Source organism: Mycoplasma phocoeninasale (assembly GCF_012934885.1).
Taxonomy (GTDB): Bacteria; Bacillota_I; Bacilli_A; order Mycoplasmatales; family Metamycoplasmataceae; genus Metamycoplasma; species Metamycoplasma phocoeninasale.
The window spans coordinates 634,831-650,730 of the sequence record NZ_CP051480.1 but is presented as its reverse complement, the minus strand read 5'-3'; the positions used below and the strand labels follow the sequence as shown (position 1 = coordinate 650,730).

Below are 15,900 nucleotides of genomic sequence, written 5' to 3'. Positions count from 1 at the left end.
GCTTTACTCCTCGATACTATTTTTAATTGAATTTCAGTAGTTTTTAATTTTTTCTTCATATCCATTATTTTGAAATTCAAAAAACCTCACTTCACCTAACTCTTCTGGTAAATATTTTTGTTCTATATAATGATTTTTAAAATCATGTGGATATTGATAGCTAATTCCTCTCCCAAGTTTTTTTGCTGATGCATAGTTGGCATCTTTTAAGTGATTTGGTACTTCATAAATTTTCCCTTCATCTAAAGATGACGAAATTTTATTGGCAGCCAAATATATTGAATTAGATTTGGGACTAATAGCAATATTAATTATAGCATTAGAAAGCGGCAAATATCCTTCAGGCATCCCTAATCTCTCAAAAGCATCGACCGCCGCCATTACTAAAGGACCAATTTTCGGGTTAGCCAGCCCAACATCTTCATAAGCAGCACAAATTAAGCGACGAATTAGTCCATCAAAGTCTCCAGATTTCATAATTATCATTCCTCAATAAAGGGCGCCGTCAGGATCTGAACCCCTCAATGATTTATGAAAGGCACTTAAATAATCATAGTGATTATCAGATTTTGTATCTGAGGCAAATTGAGTGGCAGGAATAATTTTTTTAACTTCAGATAATGATGGTGATTTTTTTCTAAAAATTGTCGCAATAAGTTCTAAATTGTTAATAGCAGCACGAAAATCACCATTGGCCTGTTCGGCAATGAATTTGAGAATATCCTCAGAAAAATGAGGAATATCATTTTGACTTTTAGCAATATTTCTCAAATTAGTAGATAAGGTCTCTAAATTCGGCTTTTTGAATTCAATAATTGTTGACCGTGACCTTAGTGCAGGGTTAATTTTAAAATAAGGATTTTCTGTTGTTGTAGCATAAATTGTAATTAAATCATTTTCAAGATATGGTAGAAGAATGTCTTGTTTATCTTTATTCAAACGGTGAATTTCATCAATAATTAGAATTTTATTGGTTTTAAGTTTATAAATTAGTTCATCCTTGTTGCCAATGGCAGCATTAAAATATTCAAATGAGACCTTTAAACCCTTTGCTAGAATATATGAAATTGTGGTTTTTCCAGTCCCAGGCTTACCATAGAATATAAAAGATCGAAAATCATTTTTTTCAATAATATTTTTGAATAAAAATTTTAAATTATCATCGCAAATAAAATTATCCAAATGGTCGGGGCGAATAGAATTAGCTAAGTTTGATTTCATAATTTAATATTATAAATTAATAGTTATTTTAAACTTGTTAATTACGAAATAAAAAATAAGCAAACGAGAAATTACTCATTTTGCTCATTTAGATATGTCTTTTCATTTTTATAAAAAACAAATGCCGATACAACTCCCAGAACTCTAGTCAGAAAAATTGCTCCTAAGGCTAAAATAAAGGTTGCTTTCCAGTTAAATTTGTATGAAAATGTAGCAATGAAGGCACTAAAGATAATGCTTATTAAAACTGAGAATACATACAAAATTAAAAAAGATATCAACATTGTATTTAAATTGTTTAATTTTAACATATCAGCACTACTAAGTTTTTGAGGATTAGCTAGGATCATTGTTGTTTCAAGATTGTACTTACGCTGTAGGGTATTTATGAATAATGATCAAATAACTATTGTAGCAATTAAAGCGATAAAAAACATAATTGCAATCAAATTGCTGGCCGCTTGTCCGGCAATAATTTTTTTATTTTTAATAGTTTGCATATTATCTTCTTTCAAATAAATTATCTATTTAATTTTATATTAAAAAAAGTGCGGGCGCACTTTTATTTTTGATTTTATGTTTATAAGCAAAACTATTCTGTTGCTTCAGTTTTTTTAGCTTCTTCTTTTTTGCTATCTTTTGGGTCACGTTTCATTGGGCCGACATATGGTAAAATTGCCACATATCTTGCTCTTTTAATTGCTAAGGCAACTGCTCTTTGGTGTTTTGAGCATGTTCCAGTAATACGAGATGATAAAATTTTTCCTTGTAAATTAACTAATTTTGATACCACTTCTTCATTTTTATAGTCAACATAAGTAACAGGTTGTTTACTTAAACAAAATTGACATGGACGTTTACGAATAAAAGGTTTTTTACGAACAATTCTTGCCATAAATTTCTCCTAAAAATCTCAATCAAGTTGATCAAAAGCATCTTCTTGTGCTTCAGCTGGACTGTGATTATCTTCTTTACTAAATTTGGGGTCTGCAGGAATAGTGAATTCTCTAGTAAGGCTATTTTTTTTGCGAGCTTCAGCAGCTTCTTTACTTTCAAGTGATTCAACACGATCAACACTAATAACATACGAATTACTAATTTGGCCATCTGGGCTAGTAATCTTTGATGATTGAAATGATCCTTCGATTAATAGCAGCGAGCCTTTATCATGATATTTATTCACAAACTGGGCATTTGCTCGTCATGCTACACATGGAACAAAATCCAAAATTGGCTCATTATTAGGGGTGATGTATGGACGTTTTACAACAATAGTAAATCTAGAGTATTCCACATTTGAAGCCGTAATTCCTTTATACGGACTGTTGGCCATACGACCAACTAAAATAACTTTATTCATATTCCTTGCTCCTTAAATTATTTAGATTTTTCGACTCTAGGTCTAGGTTTTCTTTCGCCTCTTGCTTCGTTATTGCCTGGTTTTGCTTCGGTGTTATCTTTATTATATGGTCTTGGGAAAGTTTTTTTACCATCACGGTTGTTAGCAAAAGCTGGTTTTCTACCATAAACTTTTTTAACTTTTCTAGGTTTTAGTCCTCTTTCAGAATCTAAATTAATAATTAGATTTCTTAAGATGATTTTGCTAATATTTAATTTTCTGGTTAGTTCAGCAATTAAATGTGGTTCTGCTTTAGCAGAAATTAAATAATATGATGCACGTGACATTTTTTTGATAGGATAAGCTAATTCGCTACGTTCTAGTTTTTCTAACTTAGCATCTTTTTCATTTAAAACGCTAAAAACCAAAGAAGTAAAATCTTCCTCTTTGGCAGCAGGATCGACTAGAATCATAATTTCATAATTTGACATTATTAAATATTCTCCTTTTGGACATTTGGACCGCTTTGTGGGTCAAGGAGTCTCGCCTTCGTTAAAAATTTAACATATCTATTATATTATGAAATTTTTTATTTAGGATATAAATTAATGTTATTTGAGAAATCATAATTTAATTTTTTTAGAGTTGAATTGAAGCTAATAATTAATTTTATTTTCTAGAAATAAAAAAATTGATCAAATTAACTTCAATCAATTTCGATATAGTCATATTTTTTTTCTTTTGATTTTTTTTCTAGAACCTTAAAATAAAGTTTGTCTTTAAAAGTAAACTTACTGTTTTTGCGCAATGGACGTTTCATCTGTATCTCAAGTCAAGCTGACAGTGAAAGATTTTTTTCATTTTCATCAAGGTCATAATTTAGAATTTTTTCAAGTTCAAGCTGTTTTCATAAGGTTTTCATGATAACAGTGCCTTTAGCTTCGCAACGCTCTAAACTTATTTCATAGATTTGTTCATCATCATCATACTCATCATAAATTTCACCGACAACTTCTTCTAAAATATCTTCAATAGTAATGATTCCAATAACATTGCCACTATTGTTATTTTCAGTGACAAAAGCCATTTGAGCACGTGATTGACGTAGTTTTTCAAGCGCTACTGATAGAATTGAATTAGCTGAAAGTGTTGGCACCATTTTGACATAATTCATGATGCTGCCACGCTTTAGGAAAAAGATATCTTTTAGCAACAATATTCCGATCAAATTGCCATCTTTTTCAACCGGGATTCGTGAATAGTTAGTTTGCTTAAACATTTTTAGAGCTTCAGCCATTGTCGCTTTGGATGAAATATAATCAACATTTTTAAGCTTGATGTAGTGTTGTAAAACTTTTGTTGAGTCAAGGTCCAAAACATTTTTTGCCATAGCAGATTCATTTGTGTCTAGAACGCCCTCATCTTGAGCAATATTTATTAAGTTTTTTACTTCTTCTTCGGTGTTTGTTATGTAAATTTTTCTACCAATTTTGGAAATTGGGTAAGTAATTGGGAAAAAAATTCAGTATAACATTTCAATAAATCAGTAAAATGAACGTACCGTCTTTTCTGGTTGACTTTTTGCTATTAGTTTCGGAATTATTTCGGCTAGAAAGACAATGATTGGCGTCATCACTAACGTTGAAACAATTGTCGCAATTCCGGAACTTAGTGTGGTGAGTGAGAGTAGATAAACTAGCAGCGTCGAGGCGGAAATATTGACTAAATTGTTAGCAATTAGTACTGTTCCAAGCGTACGGTTGAAAAAATTGTGCTGTTTTTCGATTAATTTAGCACCACGGACTTTTTTTTCAATTAGTGTATTAATTTTTGCTCGGTTTAATGCGGTATAGGCAGTTTCACATGCTGAAAAAATGCCACTGCATACTAGCAAAAATAGTAATAAAATTGAGTAAGTAATGTACTCTCATGGTTGACCTTGTGATATTGTTGTATTATTTGACTGTAAATCGGTTGTGAGCGGTAATTCCATTCTTAGTTATTCTCCGTAATTAAATATTAATAAAAACATTATACTATATATTGCTAAATGTTAAAAAATATAAATTCAATAAATTGACAATATTTTTTTTAATTTCTATTTAAATTTATATAATTTTACTATGTTTAAATTTGAAGATGTTAAATTAGTTCAACTGCCCGACCAAGTACTGAGAAAAAAATCGCAAAATGTTGAATTGCCACTATCACAAGAAAACATTGATTTGATTGAAAAAATGATCTACCACGTTGATGATAGTCAAAAGCCAAAAACCAAGTTTAGGCCAGCAGTTGGTGTGGCGGCAGTACAATATGGAATTTTAAAAAATATTTTCTACATTATGATTAAAGATCAAGATGGACAAGATGGAAAATACTTATTCAAAGATGCACTTGTTAATCCGGTAATGTTAGGACATTCTGAACACAAAATCGCAATTTCTGAAGGTGAAGGTTGTCTAAGTGTAAAAGAAAATCACCCTCATCAAGAAGGCTTTATCTATCGTTATTCAAGGGTAATTATCAAAGCATATTCATACAATGAAAAGAAAGAAAAGATATATGATGTCTCAGGCTATCTAGCCATTGTAATGCAACATGAATTCGACCACTTACAAGGAACACTATTTATTGACCATATTAACCAAAAAGATCCATGATATAACGATAAGGATGCCAAGTTTATTTAGTTAAAAACAAAAATACAAAACTTAATCATGTAAATAGTATAAGTTTTGTATTTTTAATTATTTGGAAAATAAAAAAATGTCAAAATGATGACATCTACACATTAATTTACTTAATACCTTCATTATAAAATTTAACAAAAGCCTCAAATAATTGAATTATAAAGTTAATTTCTTTAACATCCTGACGATTTTTTTCAGCTCTATCAGTAATTTGAATTGTCATTTCTGATCGACCGTCTTCAGCTACTAAAGTAAATAAAAAATCATTGATTTTGTCGCGATTTCAATCGGAATCAACTTTTTTATCTAAATTTATTTTAAGATTGCGATCCGTTTTTGTTGTTGATAAATTTGAAATAGTAATAAATTTGCTTTCATCACTTTTTTGTTCATAATCAATTTTTATTGTCATATTATTTTTCCTCTTCACTTTCATTAATTTTTCTGCTAATAATTTCACTTCGTTTATTTAAAGACTTAATTCCACCTTCTAAATAAAGTGATTCTCCTGTCTCTTTGATGCCATTATCTTCACTGATAATCTTTTTAGATATGAATTTATTTCCGTCTTCATTAAAGATATCTGATACAATAATTTTTCCTTCTAATAAAGTACCAATATTGGAGTTATGAGTAACAATAAACATTTGTTTTCTTTCTTCTTTTTTCTTCATTAACAATGGCAAAATATTTTCAGTAATGGTTTTATTATCCAAATTATCCTCAATTTGATCTAACAATAAATACTCAGAATAATCTCCAATATTAATGTTATTTAAAACATAGTTGATACCAAATAAACTTTTTTCTCCCAATGACATATCTTGATAGCGTTTATCACCTGCTAAAATTTCAATATGATTTTCTACTAATGGAGTTATAACTTTTTTTTCAAGATTTTCATCATCATAGCTTTTCATAAATTTATCTTTATTTTTTAGCAAATCTCGCAAGTTACGCCTTTTATTATCACTTCCTAGATAGTTTTTAAAAAATTCAAATTTTTCATCTTCATCCATTGTGATTGGATTTAATTTATAAATTAAATTAGTTGAATTAGATTCTTGATTTCAATTCAAAGTAATTTCATCTAGCATTATTGAGTCATACTGTTTTTTTATTTTTGCTAGAATAGTGGCAATATTTTCAAAATATTCTAGTAGATTAATTCATTCATCATCTTGTTTTTTATCATCCGACATTTTCTTTCGATATTCTTTTTTTTGAAATTCGTAAGTATTTCAAAAGATTTCTAATACTTTGAGTTTGTCACTGTTAATTTTAGTTAAGGCATTATATTTTTCAACTAGTTCATTTTTTGCTTCAATAAATTTTCCTTCATAGTTTGAAATTTTTGCTGTTATATCTAAATTAAAAAAATTTGCGAATGTAGTCTTTTCAATGATATCAATGATTGCGTTATTATTTCTTCTAATATTATTTTCAACATGATTTAAATTTTTTATTGTGTCCTCAATATTTTTATTTATCGATTCTATTTTATTTTTAATTTCAGGTGAATTATTAGTATTAATAAAAGTGGAAAGTTCATTTTTAGTAGAAGATTTTTCTTTATCAAAAATAATTTCAAAGTTAATTCCCTTTTCGGATAATGTGTAATATTCTAACAACAAATTACCGAGACTAACAAAAATTTCAATACCATTATCTTTAGTACTAGCAATCTTGTTGGCAAATTCTTTGATTTTTTCATTTGTGATTTTTTTCACATCCTCAGATTCATCTAAAGATTTTTTTCTAGAATCATCTTGAGAAATATAACCAGTCAAATCTTTTTGTAAATCTACTATTCAATCTCTTGATTTTGAATTTTCCTTTTCATAATAAAAAGTAAAATTTTTAGCAAGTCTCGTTGAATTATCAATTTTGACACTAATTAGATCTAGATTAACTCCTTCTTCTTTTAGTCATTTTGAGCCATCTTTAAAAGCATATTTATTCATAATCGCTTGACCAATTAAAGATAGCAGTGTACTTTTACCACTACCTTTAGGTCCAACAATAATATTTACCATGTCAAAATCAAGTTCAAGTTTTTGATTTTTTATCTGGAATTCCATTTTTTCTAGCATATCATTTTCCTCACTTTCAATTTATTATTCAATAATAATTTTATTTTCTCTAATTGCTTTTTTAATATCCGAAAAATTACATTCAGCTTCAACATATGTTTGTTTTTTAGACCATTGTGGATATTTTTTTCATGTATGAGTATCACTAAAGGAAACAATCGGTATTTGTCTAATTGACAAAATTTTATTGACATTGGCATGATTATCTCTGGTTACATCAAGTGCATCAACCTGAAAATTAGCTAGATCATCAACTAACATGTTATCTTTTGCCTTGCCAGTATGAGGAAAAATCATAAAATCATAACCTGATAAAATTTCAATGATTTCCGCATAGGTGTGTCTAACCTTACGACCACTAAAAATTTCTTCAATTTCTTCTAAATTTGAAGTAGGATTAAAAACTATTACTACCTGTCCGGTTTTATAATCTGTTCTTTGCAAATCAATTTCAAGTCCAGGAAGTAATAGTAAATCAAATCCATAATCTTTGATAATTTTTAACCTATTTAAATAGCTTCTACGATAAAAGTGATCATGGTCTGAAAAACACGCTACCTTAACATTATTATTGTTTAAAATTCGGAGTTTTTCAAGATCAGTTTCACCACTAACTTTGCTACCAGTTCTAGTTGAATCATTTGAATGTAGATGTAGATCAATTAAAATATATTTTGCCAATTTGTTTCCTTTGTAATTTATATTATTACATAAACAAGTGTAAAATCTTTTAAAACAACTAAAGATTGACAATTTGAAAATATTTAAAGTCTATTTTTAATTAAAATTTTCATAAAAAATTACTGCAACATTTCTGCAGTAACTTCGTTATTTATAATTTTATGTTTTGTTTTTCAAAATAAGATTTTCAAATTGACTCACCATTTTTTATTGAGTATAGATGTAAAACTTTTGCCCCACTACCTTTTTCGGCATATGAACTTAATTTGGCCACTCCAGTTGAGTAGTCAACTCTAAGTCTTGTCATGCCAACTCTTTCTTTTTTTCCTGGGTTATTTTCAGAATTCATTTTTTCACTTTTATTATCAGAGTCACTAATATAAATTGCAATGACATTGCCATCTTTATCGAAATCAGCTCCTCAAATTGTAATAATATGGCCTGCCCCTACTCTTGTACTATATGAGATTGCTAATCCTCTTTTTTCATCGAGTCAATCTTTTATAATTTTTGAAAAGGTTTTTAAATCACCTGGTTCTTTGAAGTCTGATAATCTTTTACTTTCGAAAACTTCCTTTAAAAATCCACGAACCTGACTCGGTTGGTAATCTGATTCATTATTTGGTGAGAACTTTTTAGTATACTTGTAACCATTAATAAACATGTCAATAAGCTTATCTGGTCAAAGATATTTGCCACCAAATAAATTTTTAAAATCATTAAAGATTTCGCTTTTATCATAATAGCCATCTTCATCTTTATAATTTGTTCTAATTTTAGACAAATACTTAATTGTATCTCCTGATTTTATCGCTGCTTTTTCTGGATTGAGTTCAATATATTTATCTACATATTTTTTATTTTGATCAAGTCATCAATGTAGCAGATTAGAAGCTACATTAGCTGAACAAAGTGTTCAATCTCCACCTTCAAAATCCTTGTTAATATCATATCACCCCTCATTTTCCGAACCACGAAGTGGATATTGATAGTATTCTAAACCTTCCTCACTTGATCTTAAAAATTTTCTAACATCAACATTTACTCCAGAAACTCATCTAGTTTCTGAAACAATATTTTGCAGTGATTCAATGATCTTTTGGTTTTTAGTATTATTAATATTAGTGGTATTTTCACTTATATCTTTTACATTATTTGTTTGTTTCTGATCATCAATTTTATTTTTAGGGTCATTGTCTAATTTCGGAATTGATTGTTCCTCTTTTCCATCTTTTTCAGTTACTTTAGATTGATCTTTATTTTCTTTATCTTTGTTTATTTCAGCATTTTTTTCTTCGATATTATTGGAATCATTTTTGGCTTCTGATTCTTTTATTATTGATGAATTTTCTTTAGTATTATCCCCAGTTTTACGGTCATCTTTTGTAGCTTCATTACTTTTGATATTTATAAAAGTATTGCTCTTACTATTTCCTCTATTTTTACCTTCTTCGGCCTTTGTACTTTCGTCTTTATTTTCCACATTCTTATTTGCTTTTGGTACTACACAAGCAACTGCTGCCAATGGAGTTAGCAACAATGTAGACAATATTAATAAATATTTTGCCTTTTTCATCATGACTTAATTATACTATAAAATGCGCAAAACCTGACAGCCATACCCACTGATGAATAAAGTTATTGAAAAATTTCGATAAAAACCAAATTTATTTTTTTGTCAATGATGTTAATTATTGAAAATAATAAAACTCGAAAATTAAAGGTTTTTTTATAAAAAAGTATCTTATCATATTGAAAATAATACAAAAATTTTTAGAAAATTTATTCGCAAAATATATTATAGTGCTTTTTTCAATTCGATATTTAATAAATGCTCGGGGGTTTGTATTATAATTTTAAGTACAACTATTTATCGTTTTAAATCGTTAAAATAATTGAAAAAGAAAGGAAATTTATGAAAAAAAGATTAATATTCGGCATGATGGTTGCTTTAACTGCTATTGCCCCGATTGCTGCTTCATGTAATTTTGGGTCTAACCAAACTGGTACATATGCAAAAACTGACATAGCAAATATTAAACCTGAAGTTACAAAAAAAGATGCAGAAGTAAAAGCTGCAATAGAAGCTGGAAATACCAAAAAAATGGATATAGCTCTATTAACAGCTGGAGGAAGAGTGAATGATTTGTCATTCAATCAATCAGTTTGAGAAGCCATATCACAGCATTCACTACAAACTGATAACACAACAAGCCAATACATTGAACCACAGGATGACTCTGCAGTTCCAAAACAATATGACGTTCTTGTTGCTGGAAACAAAAATGTTTGAATTCTAACCGGATTCCAACACAGTTATCTATTTGCTCAATGATTATCAATTGAAAGCAATCTCAATGCGGTCGCAAATAAAGATGTTGTTATTATTGGTGTTGACTGAGTACTTTCAGGGTTGACAGATGCTCAACAACAAAAATTAAAGGGGAAAATAATAACACTAAACTATAAAACTGAAGAAGCTGGATGAATCGCAGGATATGCATCAGGTGATTATCTAGCTAAAAAATTCCCTGACGATAGAAACAAGAGAGGTATTGCTACTTTTGGTGGACACTCAGGAAAGGGAGTTACCGACTTCATCACCGGTTTCCTTTCAGGAATTGAAAAATTCAATTCAGAAGAGGGTAATGCAGATAAAAAAGCAAAAATTACTTCAACTCCTATAGTAACTGATACTAACTTTAGTACGGCTGACACAGCAAAAGTTGAAACTGTAAAATCTATTACTAGAACTGGAAACCCAGCAATAATTCTTCCTGTTGCAGGACCTTTCACAACTATTGTCGCTCAAGAAATTGCTAGTTCAGGAAAATCCCAATCAATTATTGGTGTTGACACTGACCAATCTAAGGCATTTCCTAGCCAACAATCCGTATTCTTTACATCGATTGAAAAAAGAATTGGTACAACAATTTACCGGGTATTAACTGATTTATTTACCAAGAAAGCAAATTCAGATATTATCTCAGACTTTAACACAAATCCAAAAATTCAAAATATTAGATTAGGATATTGAGATGAATTTGTTTCGCTATCTAACTCTACTAAGGCTGGCAATGATAAATCATTAGCTGATGGAGCAATAGCTGAAGCAATTAAAAAGTTTAAGGAAATTGTTCCGGAAAACAAAAAAGCTGAAGCTACTAGTTTGCTTGGCATCAAAGAAATGGTTGATGTTAATACTAATGGAAAAACAGTTAAAGCTTACAATGAAGAAATTTTGAATGGTATAATTGCGGAAATTAATAAGTAATGAATGCGAATAAAAAATGCTTGAAAAAGTGATTTTTTATTTTACATAATTAGAAAACAATTTAAGGTATATTATGAATAAACAAACAAATTCGGAATATGCAATTCAATTTATCAACATAACAAAAAAATTTGGAGATATAGTTGCCAATAATAATATAAACATAAATATTAAAAGAGGGACAATACATGCTCTGATCGGAGAAAATGGGGCTGGAAAAAGTACACTGATGTCAATATTATTTGGTCTGTATACTCCGACAAGTGGTCTTATTAAAATAGACGGTCATAGTATCTACATAAAAAATCCAAACCAAGCAAATGACGTTGGAATAGGGATGGTGCACCAGCACTTCAAATTAGTTCATGCCTATACCAACCTTGATAACATCATTCTTGGAGGCGAAATTGAAAATCTAGGTTTTCTTGATAAGAAAACTTCTAAAACAAAAATTGAAGCAATTCAAAAAAAATATAACCTGGATTTTGATCTAAAACAAAAAACAGGTAACGCTACTGTTGGAACACAGCAAAAAGTAGAAATCATGAAAATGTTATATCGTGATGCCGAAATTCTGATATTCGATGAACCTACAGCTGTGTTGACACCGCAGGAAATCACTGGACTTCTTGAAACCATGAAAATTTTTAGAGAAAACGGAAAGACAATCATTTTCATTTCTCACAAATTAAATGAAGTTAAAGAAATTGCCGATGAAGCAACCGTTATCAGACATGGGGAAGTTGTTGGGCACTTTGACAACTTGCAAACTGCTTCTATTTCAGAACTTTCAGAAGCGATGGTTGGAAAAAAAGTTGTTATGCCTAAAAATAATTTTGATGTTCAAACTGAAAACATGGGTTTTGAATTTCAAAATGTTAGTGCAAAGCATAACAAAGAAATTACCGATGTTTCATTTAACATTAAAAAAGGTGAAATATTGGCAATTGCCGGAGTTGAAGGCAATGGTCAAGAGGAAATTGAATTCGCTGCTGCTGGTATCATAAAACCAAAAAACGGAAAAATAATACTTTATGACAATGACAATCAGCCAATAGATATCACTAATATGTCTGTTGCAAAAAAGAAAAACCTAGGGATTTCATACATTCCTGGCGATAGACACAAATATGGCTTAGTTCTTGATTTTTCAATATTAGAAAACTCAATTATTAGAAGACTTGACGATAAAAAAATGGAAAAATCTTTAGTAATAAATAATAGAAAAGTCAAAGAATTTTATAATGAAATTGAGAACAAATATGATGTCAGAGGTGGCAGAAGAGGACACTCAAAAGCTAGATCACTTTCTGGAGGAAATCAACAAAAGGCTATAGTTGGTCGTGAAATGTTAACATATCATAACTTCATTTTAATAGTTCAACCAACCCGTGGGCTTGATGTTGGGGCAATTAACATTATTCACAACAAAATTCTAGAAGAAAAAGCCCAAGGTAAAACAATTTTGCTAATTTCATATGAATTAGATGAGGTTTTAGCTTTAGCAGATTCAGTTGTTGTTATTAATAAGGGAAGGGTTTCTGCTAAGAAATCAGTTAAAAATATCACTAGAACAGAAATAGGAAAATTAATGGCAGGGATCGATAATGAATAAAGCAACTTTAAATCCATGGAAGAAATTTACCCACTTTCTTCTTAAAGAAGATAATGTATCAGCAAGACGAAAAGTCTTTAATTCACTTTGAGCTATTATCATTGGAATAGCTATATCATCGATATTTCTTCTTTTCCTTAGAGTAAATCCAATTGCATTTTTTTCCACTGTAATTAGTACTTCAATCAGTAATAGATTTCTTAATAGATTCTTGGTCACAATTGCTGTATTAATATTTGCTTCCATAGCAGTAGGAATTGGGTTTAAAGCCGGGATGTTTAACATTGGTATTCCTGGGCAGATGATGGCATCAGGAATTTCCTGTGTTGTTGTAATTGCCTATCTAGGAGCAACACCAGCAGTTTTAGTATTAGCTATTATTGTCGGAATGGTTGTTGCCCTAATAACAGGAATGATTGCCGGAATATTAAAGGCATATCTAAACATTAATGAGGTTGTTGTTACAATCTTGCTGAACTGAATAGTGTTTTACATTTGTTCACAATTATTATCAAGTGACAACCTACCATTTAAAAACCAAACATCCGCTGTAAATGGTCAATCAATCATATTAGGTGTTGAATCACTAGATAAAATTTGAGTATCAGTCATTATCATGTTAGGTGCAATTGCTTTCGCTGTATTAATGTGATTTATCTTGAAAAAAACTACCATTGGATATAGAATAAAAATGACAGGGTTAAACAAAGATGCATCTAAATACTCTGGAACAAACGAAAAAATGTTAATTATTACATTAATGAGTTTTTCAGCAATGATTGCGGGAATTGCCGGATTTCTATGATTTGTATTTCAAGAAAAACAAGTTATTTTAGGATCTGGACCAATATCAATTGGTTTCGATAGTATTGCGATATCGCTATTAGCTCACAATTCACCAATTGGATCAATTTTTACTTCAATATTCTATAGCTTTATAACCGTTGGTTCAATTTCAATTCAATCTTTAAATTCAAAATTAGACCAATCAACTGTTCAAATTATCACCGGTATTATTATCTATCTATCAGCAATATCAGTAGTGTTCTCGAAATTTAGAATAATATCAAAAATTGCAAAACTAGCAATTCTAATAAGATCAAAAATATTTTTCAATTCAATTTCAAATTTAGAAAAATATCAATTGGCTAAAAAACAAATTGAAAAGAAATTGATGAATAAAAATCTTGAAGAAGAAGAAAAATCTGAACTACAAAAACAACTAATAAGATATAAACGGCTAATTAATCTTTCGGCCAATAAAGAATTCATGAAAAACAATTTATACTATAAGCAAATTAAAGCTAAATATAAATTAGATATCATGCGAAAACAAGAATTTTTTGCTAACGAAAATATTGATAACAAAAATTACAAATTTAACAATGACATTTTATACTTAGAAAAAGAAGTGATAATTTTAACCAATTTCTTAAATGCCATTGATAAGGGTCATAGCGAAAATAAGATTGCAATTTTTAAGGCTTATTGATTAAGTAAAATATACTTAGCAATTAGATATAGAAAACTACAACGTATTTTAAAAATTAAAAATGCTGTTAATAAACCAAAATGAAAACAATTAACTAACCGGTTAAAAGATACATTTATTAATAAGGGGTCAAAGAAACACATGACCCAAGATGAGAAGATTCAACTATTTAAAGAACTTTCAACTAAAAACCGTGAAATCAATCAAGAGTTAGCTTCAATTGGTTATTTTGAAAGTAAAACTTTGAAAGAACAATATAAAACTCAAAAAATTGATAATAAAACTAAATATGGTGAAAGTATTGATAATATAGTGCAAGAATTCAAATTAAGAAATCAATGATTTAAGATGGAGATAATATAGTATGCAGGCATTTTTAGGAATATTTATTTCAGCTGTTGCTTTCTTCTCAATAATTTCCATCGCTGCATTAGCAGGATTATTTAGTGAAAGAGTCGGTATTGTTAACATTGCCATTGATGGTATGATGATCGTTGGAGCAACGTTTTATGGGCTATTTGGACAAATCTTTAACATCGCTAACCCTTGACTACAGATTCCATTGCTACTCATTTCCGCTGCGACAACGGGATTATTTGCCTTATTACATGGATTTGTTACTATTAAACTAAAAGGTGATCACATTATTTCAGGTGTGGCCTTGAACTTACTAGCACCCGCAATTTCTATTACAATGTTGAAACTTTTCGGAGAAGGAAATAAATTCTCAAGTCCAACACCAGAACTTGCACTATCAACATCACAAAGTAGCCTCGGAAATCTTGTTTCGTTAAAACTATTTTTAACACTCGCAATTGGTATTGTTGTCCTTGTTGTTTTAAACAAAACAAAATGAGGACTAAGACTAAGAGCAATTGGTGAAAATCCGCAAGCTGCTGACGTAGTTGGAATTAATGTTAACTCATTTAAATGACAAGGTGTTTTCATTTCTGGACTACTAGCAGGAATTGCCGGAGGTTTATTCTTTCAATTAAGAGGTATAGCATTTTCAGGAGGAGTTGAAGGAATCGGATTCTTAGCTCTAGCCGTGTTAATCATGGGACAATGAAAAGCTTCATTAATTTTTGTCTTCTCAATTGTCTTCGCAGCGATATATTCGACATCGCTACAAATTGGAGCTGGACAAGGATCATTCACTGCCGTTAAAGATTATTCAAACATAATCAATATCATACCTTATGCATTTACCATAGCAATTCTAATCTTTAGTTCTAAGAATTCTAAAGCACCCGCAGCCGTCGGGCAACCGTATGATAAATCGAAAAGATAAAAATAGAATATGACATTGTCAAAATGTCATATTTTTTTTATTATTCAAGTCCTTCAACCAAAAAACAAGATTGATGATAACATTCTTTGCTTATTAATAAATTTTATTAAAAGAATAATAGCTAAAGCTATGAATAAGAATAAAAAACTTAAGAAATTAGATTTAATGGCCACGCAGCACTTGTATTAAGCAATAGGCAGATAA

General features: G+C 29.6%; 16 protein-coding genes. 5 read left to right on the top strand and 11 right to left on the bottom strand.

Annotation, left to right across the window (positions count from 1 at the left end):
* Positions 1-3 precede the first annotated feature (3 nt).
* From HGG64_RS02590 to HGG64_RS02565, 6 genes are all read right to left on the bottom strand, one after another.
* Positions 4-1,221: a replication-associated recombination protein A gene (locus HGG64_RS02590; protein WP_169580401.1), complete on the bottom strand. Its 1,218-nt coding sequence runs from the start codon at positions 1,219-1,221 to the stop codon at positions 4-6.
* Between the two features lie 71 nt (positions 1,222-1,292).
* The gene (locus HGG64_RS02585; RefSeq protein WP_169580400.1) at positions 1,293-1,721 is read right to left on the bottom strand and encodes a hypothetical protein; all 429 of its coding nucleotides are present in this window, start codon (positions 1,719-1,721) and stop codon (positions 1,293-1,295) included.
* Between the two features lie 92 nt (positions 1,722-1,813).
* The gene (gene rpsR, locus HGG64_RS02580) at positions 1,814-2,116 is read right to left on the bottom strand and encodes a 30S ribosomal protein S18 (protein WP_169580399.1); all 303 of its coding nucleotides are present in this window, start codon (positions 2,114-2,116) and stop codon (positions 1,814-1,816) included.
* A 9-nt stretch (positions 2,117-2,125) separates the two neighbouring features.
* The gene (locus HGG64_RS02575) at positions 2,126-2,581 is read right to left on the bottom strand and encodes a single-stranded DNA-binding protein (RefSeq protein WP_169580398.1); all 456 of its coding nucleotides are present in this window, start codon (positions 2,579-2,581) and stop codon (positions 2,126-2,128) included.
* Between the two features lie 17 nt (positions 2,582-2,598).
* Complete coding sequence (gene rpsF / locus HGG64_RS02570; RefSeq protein ID WP_169580397.1) at positions 2,599-3,051, bottom strand: 30S ribosomal protein S6; 453 nt, start codon at positions 3,049-3,051, stop codon at positions 2,599-2,601.
* Positions 3,052-3,260: 209 nt separating this feature from the next.
* Entirely contained in the window at positions 3,261-4,553 is a 1,293-nt protein-coding gene (locus HGG64_RS02565) for a hemolysin family protein (RefSeq protein ID WP_169580396.1), read from the bottom strand.
* Positions 4,554-4,683: 130 nt separating this feature from the next.
* Here HGG64_RS02565 and def point away from each other — a divergent pair, with 130 nt between their 5' ends.
* On the top strand, positions 4,684-5,250 hold the full coding sequence (gene def / locus HGG64_RS02560) for a peptide deformylase (protein ID WP_169580395.1): 567 nt from the start codon (positions 4,684-4,686) through the stop codon (positions 5,248-5,250).
* Positions 5,251-5,356: 106 nt separating this feature from the next.
* On the opposite strand, the gene HGG64_RS02555 is transcribed toward def, so the two are convergent.
* The 4 genes from HGG64_RS02555 to HGG64_RS02540 form a co-directional block, all read right to left on the bottom strand.
* Entirely contained in the window at positions 5,357-5,662 is a 306-nt protein-coding gene (locus HGG64_RS02555) for a hypothetical protein (RefSeq protein WP_169580394.1), read from the bottom strand.
* A gap of 1 nt (position 5,663) precedes the next feature.
* On the bottom strand, positions 5,664-7,343 hold the full coding sequence (locus tag HGG64_RS02550) for an ATP-binding protein (RefSeq protein ID WP_169580393.1): 1,680 nt from the start codon (positions 7,341-7,343) through the stop codon (positions 5,664-5,666).
* Between the two features lie 24 nt (positions 7,344-7,367).
* Positions 7,368-8,024: a hypothetical protein gene (locus tag HGG64_RS02545; RefSeq protein ID WP_240939123.1), complete on the bottom strand. Its 657-nt coding sequence runs from the start codon at positions 8,022-8,024 to the stop codon at positions 7,368-7,370.
* Between the two features lie 151 nt (positions 8,025-8,175).
* The gene (locus HGG64_RS02540; RefSeq protein ID WP_169580392.1) at positions 8,176-9,600 is read right to left on the bottom strand and encodes an IdeS/Mac family cysteine endopeptidase; all 1,425 of its coding nucleotides are present in this window, start codon (positions 9,598-9,600) and stop codon (positions 8,176-8,178) included.
* A gap of 339 nt (positions 9,601-9,939) precedes the next feature.
* On the opposite strand from HGG64_RS02540, the gene HGG64_RS02535 reads away from it, so the two are divergent.
* Both HGG64_RS02535 and HGG64_RS02530 read left to right on the top strand, forming a co-directional pair.
* A complete protein-coding gene (locus HGG64_RS02535) occupies positions 9,940-11,298 on the top strand; it encodes a BMP family ABC transporter substrate-binding protein (protein ID WP_169580391.1) in 1,359 nt (452 codons plus the stop codon).
* Between the two features lie 73 nt (positions 11,299-11,371).
* A complete protein-coding gene (locus HGG64_RS02530) occupies positions 11,372-12,913 on the top strand; it encodes an ABC transporter ATP-binding protein (RefSeq protein ID WP_169580390.1) in 1,542 nt (513 codons plus the stop codon).
* Here HGG64_RS02530 and HGG64_RS03245 read toward each other — a convergent pair.
* The gene (locus tag HGG64_RS03245) at positions 12,887-13,198 is read right to left on the bottom strand and encodes a hypothetical protein (protein WP_240939148.1); all 312 of its coding nucleotides are present in this window, start codon (positions 13,196-13,198) and stop codon (positions 12,887-12,889) included. The two genes, HGG64_RS02530 and HGG64_RS03245, sit on opposite strands and share 27 nt — an antisense overlap.
* Between HGG64_RS03245 and HGG64_RS02525 the strand changes: the two genes are divergently transcribed.
* Positions 13,125-14,768, top strand: coding sequence for an ABC transporter permease (locus tag HGG64_RS02525; protein ID WP_240939140.1), 1,644 nt, complete (start codon positions 13,125-13,127; stop codon positions 14,766-14,768). The two genes, HGG64_RS03245 and HGG64_RS02525, sit on opposite strands and share 74 nt — an antisense overlap.
* 1 nt (position 14,769) lies before the next feature.
* Positions 14,770-15,696 carry an ABC transporter permease gene (locus HGG64_RS02520; RefSeq protein WP_169580388.1) on the top strand — a complete coding sequence of 309 codons (927 nt, stop codon included), beginning with the start codon at positions 14,770-14,772 and terminating at the stop codon, positions 15,694-15,696.
* Positions 15,697-15,900 lie beyond the last annotated feature (204 nt).